Below are 4381 nucleotides of genomic sequence, written 5' to 3'. Positions count from 1 at the left end.
ACTGATACTGGGAATGCCAGAACTGCCGCGATCGCCGTGAGTGCTTTTTTATTCATTGCGTTCCTCCCTTGGGTGATCAGCGCAGGTTTCGCCACCGGCGCTGATCTGCCAGTGCGGTCGAGCCGTCAGGCGATCTCGATCGAGTTTTTTGTGTCGTAAACAGAACCGTCATCGTCATACCACGTGAAGACGAATTCCCCGGCTTCGGGCACGGTTGCATCGAATTGAAAGTACGGGTTTGTCGAAATCGCTGGTTCCATGGCCACGTCTATCACGAGTTGGCCGTTAAACTCGCAGGTGAATCGGTTGATGATCGACCGCGGGATAACGTTGCCTTCCTTGTCCTTTCGCTGACCGCTTTCCATATTGTGGCTAATCAGCGTTTTGATCGTGACTGCTTCGCCAGCAGCGGCTGTTTTTGGAACCTTGACGCGGGGTTTTACACCGGATGCCATTGGTTGTTCTCCTGTTCTTCAGGGCGCGCGGCGATCAGCCGCCGCAGCCGCCAATTGTCACTTTTACGGTTGCCGAGGCCTTGGCAAAGCTGCCATCAGCCATTTTGGCCACAGCAATGACATCCTGCGTTCCGGCAAGTCGAATACGGGTCGAAGCCGCCTGTGCAGCAGCCAGCGGGCCAAAGTTGAACGTGGCAACGCCGGGCTCGGGGTTTCCGGCTGCTACGATCAGGATTGCAGCCGCACCCGGCGCGCTGACTTCGATCGGAACGGTGTTTCCGTTCTCGGCAATTTCCGGCGCCGTCAGTGTCACACCGCCGTCGGCCATGTCTGCACCGCCAGTAAACGCAGCTATCGCGTCTTCCGCAGCCGCATTTGCGCGGAACGGCATCAGGGTCAGGACCGCAGCGCCCAGACCGAGAGCCAGAGTCTCGCGACGAGAAAGTTCCATTTTCAATCTCCTTTGGATCCTCACGAATTCACGCCTGAAAGCGTGATTATTGTTCTTTAAGGGTTGCGAGGAACGCGACGACGTCCTCGATTTCCTGTGCAGTCAGGATTGACGTCAAAGGCCCTGACGGGGCTTTGCCCGTATAGGCGTCGCCTGGACGGATATATCCGTCATCCTTGTAGAAGGCGGGCATGACCGTTCCGTCAAACGTCATCTTGGCATTTGCAACCAATCCTCGAAGCTCCGCTTCGGACCACCGATCCCCGGCCCCATCCAGCAGCGGACCGACTTCGCCATGGAACGGAATATCCGCCAAGGCCGTGACCTGATGACAGGCCACACAGTTGCCCTTGGATTTCTCGCCCACGATGACCGCACCGTTTGCCGCATCGCCAGCGACGCCGGTCAATGAAGCCTCCACCGCGCCATAATCGTCAAACTGTACGTCTTTTGGTCCTGTTTCTGCCGCGATGGCGGCACTGCCTGTTATGATACAAGCCAAAGTCAAGTGTCTCAGCTTCATGATCCCTCCCATTTGCTACCGCGCCGATGGCGCTTTGCGACCCAAAGCCTCTGTGTACCGTAGTCGACGGGCAGGGTTCATCGCAACATTAAATTCATCTTAATGAATTTTTTTATTTATATTGCGCCGCATCAATCTTGCGAAACATTGTTTCGCTCTTGAATGCGGCGCGCATGATACCGTTGAAAATCTTCCCCATTATCAAGCTCGTACCGTTTTTCATTGACCCAGGTAAAAAGATCGAGGGTCGTTCCCTTCGAGAACGCCCCGGGCATGACCGCAACGGCCGCTTCGATTGCTGTGGCATCCTCTGATACGTCCTCCGGTAAGAAAACCAATGTAGGGGTGAACAGAATCCCCCATTTGCGCATCAGTGATCTTTGCTCGGCTTCTTCTCCGTCAAAATCGGTGGCCAAGGTGCTTCCGTGTAAGTCCAGCTGAACGACAAAGAAGTTTTCTTCGATATACGAAGACAGGTCGGGTTGGGGGAGAACCTCTTCATGCATTTTTTTGCAGTAGATGCAGCCCTGTTGTTCAATGAACAGAACCAGCCGCTTACCTTCCCCCCTCGCCTCTTCAAGGTCTTCACGAAGGTCTTTGAACGTGTCTCTCATCCACGGCGTTTTATGCAGACCGTCATCCCCCAGTTCAGCTGCGGAAACCGCCCCTGCAAACAGCCCTGTAATCAAGAACAGTATTACCCGTGTCATGGTGTCCTCCCGAATTAGCCGATGGCCGCCAGCCAAGGCATGTGATCCAGCATCCATTGTGCGATTAGATTTATGGTATTGGTCGCGATCAGGATGCCAAAAAGAATCAGCAAGACACCCATCGCCTTTTCAATGATTCCCAGATGTTTCCGGAAGCGCGCCATCCATTGCATGAAGGGTCGAACCAAAAAGGCTGCCAGAACAAACGGCGCCGTCATGCCAACCCCATAGACAAACAAAAGCGCGGCACCGCGCCAAGCGGTTTCGGTTCCGGCCGCCGTGAACAGGATCGCCGCCAGAACCGGCCCGACGCAAGGCGTCCAGCCAAAGGCAAAAGACAGCCCCAGAACATATGCCCCGATCACGCTTACATTTGTCGTCTTGCCGATATCTGCACGGAACTGTCGATACAGGAACCCGATACGGAAAAGACCCAGAAAATGCAGGCCCATCGCGATGATGATGAGCGCAGCGATCCATCGCAGAATGTCGAAATACGCGCGTACCATCTGACCAAAGATCGACGCCGTGGCCCCAAGCGCCATGAAGACCGTGATGATCCCGGCGGCAAAAGCTATCGCTGACAGGGTCGCCCGGCGGCGAACATCCGGGGTGATCGTCGAACCAGCCGAAATCTGCTCCATCCCGACACCCGCCAGATAACTTAGGTAGAACGGGACTATGGGCAGAATGCAGGGGGACAGGAAAGACAAAAGCCCCGCGATCAGAGCCCCTGCAAACGTGATGTCGAGCATGGTCAAATCAGTCCTGACAGGCTATTATTCATACATTCAAAATAATAAAGATATACCACCTCGGTCAATCGGAGCTTTTGATGCGTCACGCAATTCAAACATTGTTCGTCATCACATTGTTGATCTGGCCTGCTACGTCGCGGGCCGAAATGGTGTTGCTGATGGCGGAAGAAGACGGGTGCATGTGGTGCGCCCGCTGGGACGCCGAGATTTCCGAAATCTACCCGCTGACAGCGGAAGGAAAAGTTGCCCCATTGCAACGAACGGACATCCACGCAACCACGCCCGAATGGATTATCCTGGATCGGCCCCTTTTCTATACGCCGACCTTTGTATTGCTGGAGGACGGTCATGAAATCGGCCGGATCGAGGGTTATCCTGGCGAAGACTTTTTCTGGGGGCTATTGGGTGTTTTACTACGTGACGCCGGAGTAATGATCGAGAGCTCTGGTTAAATCCCCAGGATTTACATATACTGTTTTGAATACGTGAAGCCACGAAAGCGAGAGGATCTTGTTGGACAAACAGTCGAAACTGCCCGTGTTCACCAAGGACATGTACAACGAGGACTTGGACAGGATGATGGATAACGCCCAGACGGCGTCCAATTTCCTCAAGGCGATCAGCCATGAGGGGCGGCTGATGATTCTGTGTTATTTGTCATCTGGTGAGAAATCCGTCACGCAGATGGAGGAAATGCTGTCGGCCAGACAGGCTGCCGTTTCCCAACAGTTGTCCCGCCTGCGCTTTGAAGGGCTGGTCAAGACACGACGCGAAGGCAAAACGATCTACTACAGATTGGCGGACGACCGGTCGACTCAGATTCTGGAAGTCGTCTACAATCTTTTCTGTCGGGACAAGTAGAAGCCCGAGAGAAACACCGCCAGCTTTGGGAGGAGACTGGCCATGTTCGAACTTCTGGGAGACGCCAATACAGTTGCGCTGGTCGGTCTGGTCGGCGGCATTGTACTTGGGCTTGCCGCGCGCATTGGGCGGTTCTGCACCTTGGGTGCGATTGAAGATTATCTTTATGCAAATGACGACCGGCGCCTGCGTATGTGGGCCGTCGCGATTGGTGTTGCGATCGTCGGCAGCCATTTGGGCATGGCGTTAGGGTGGATTGATCCACTCAGCACGACCTATATTGCGCAGACGTGGAATCCGATCGGATCGGTCATTGGCGGATTGATGTTCGGATATGGCATGGCCATCAGCGGAAACTGTGGCTATGGCGCGCTCGCGCGCCTTGGCGGCGGTGACCTTCGGTCATTCGTCATTGTCCTGATCGTGGGCCTTTCCGCATATGTGGTCATGTCCGGCCCTCTGGCCTATGTCAGGATCTGGCTTTTTCCCGAAGCCATGGATCTCGGTAATCCACAAAGCGTCAGCTTCCTTGCCGAACGGCTGACGTCGATACCTGCATGGGTTACAGGAACGCTTGTCGGCTCTGCCATAGTAGTGTTTGCCCTGACAAATGATCGTTTTCG

The 4381-nt window shown here is 54.7% G+C and carries 8 protein-coding genes; 3 read left to right on the top strand and 5 right to left on the bottom strand.

Annotated elements, in window-relative coordinates; all coding sequences use genetic code 11:
- Positions 1-125: 125 nt before the first annotated feature.
- The 5 genes from soxZ to AC2FNC_RS20235 form a co-directional block, all read right to left on the bottom strand.
- On the bottom strand, positions 126-455 hold the full coding sequence (soxZ, locus tag AC2FNC_RS20255) for a thiosulfate oxidation carrier complex protein SoxZ (RefSeq protein WP_480495914.1): 330 nt from the start codon (positions 453-455) through the stop codon (positions 126-128).
- A gap of 34 nt (positions 456-489) precedes the next feature.
- Positions 490-906 carry a thiosulfate oxidation carrier protein SoxY gene (gene soxY, locus AC2FNC_RS20250; protein ID WP_480520617.1) on the bottom strand — a complete coding sequence of 139 codons (417 nt, stop codon included), beginning with the start codon at positions 904-906 and terminating at the stop codon, positions 490-492.
- 46 nt (positions 907-952) lie between these two features.
- Positions 953-1429: a sulfur oxidation c-type cytochrome SoxX gene (gene soxX, locus AC2FNC_RS20245; RefSeq protein ID WP_480555208.1), complete on the bottom strand. Its 477-nt coding sequence runs from the start codon at positions 1427-1429 to the stop codon at positions 953-955.
- Between the two features lie 131 nt (positions 1430-1560).
- Positions 1561-2139, bottom strand: a complete 579-nt coding sequence (locus tag AC2FNC_RS20240; protein WP_496716477.1) for a thioredoxin family protein — start codon at positions 2137-2139, stop codon at positions 1561-1563.
- A 14-nt stretch (positions 2140-2153) separates the two neighbouring features.
- Complete coding sequence (locus AC2FNC_RS20235) at positions 2154-2894, bottom strand: cytochrome c biogenesis CcdA family protein (RefSeq protein WP_480555209.1); 741 nt, start codon at positions 2892-2894, stop codon at positions 2154-2156.
- Positions 2895-2974: 80 nt separating this feature from the next.
- Between AC2FNC_RS20235 and AC2FNC_RS20230 the strand changes: the two genes are divergently transcribed.
- The 3 genes from AC2FNC_RS20230 to AC2FNC_RS20220 all read left to right on the top strand — a co-directional run.
- A complete protein-coding gene (locus tag AC2FNC_RS20230; protein WP_496716476.1) occupies positions 2975-3349 on the top strand; it encodes a hypothetical protein in 375 nt (124 codons plus the stop codon).
- A gap of 100 nt (positions 3350-3449) precedes the next feature.
- Positions 3450-3758 (top strand): metalloregulator ArsR/SmtB family transcription factor, encoded by a 309-nt coding sequence (locus AC2FNC_RS20225; RefSeq protein WP_480520690.1) that lies wholly within the window; start codon positions 3450-3452, stop codon positions 3756-3758.
- 42 nt (positions 3759-3800) lie between these two features.
- The coding region (locus tag AC2FNC_RS20220; RefSeq protein ID WP_496716475.1) for a YeeE/YedE thiosulfate transporter family protein at positions 3801-4381 on the top strand (581 nt) is incomplete at its 3' end.

It is taken from the genome of Ruegeria sp. BHSA123 (assembly GCF_059613425.1).
This window is presented reverse-complemented; position numbering and strand designations above follow the sequence as displayed.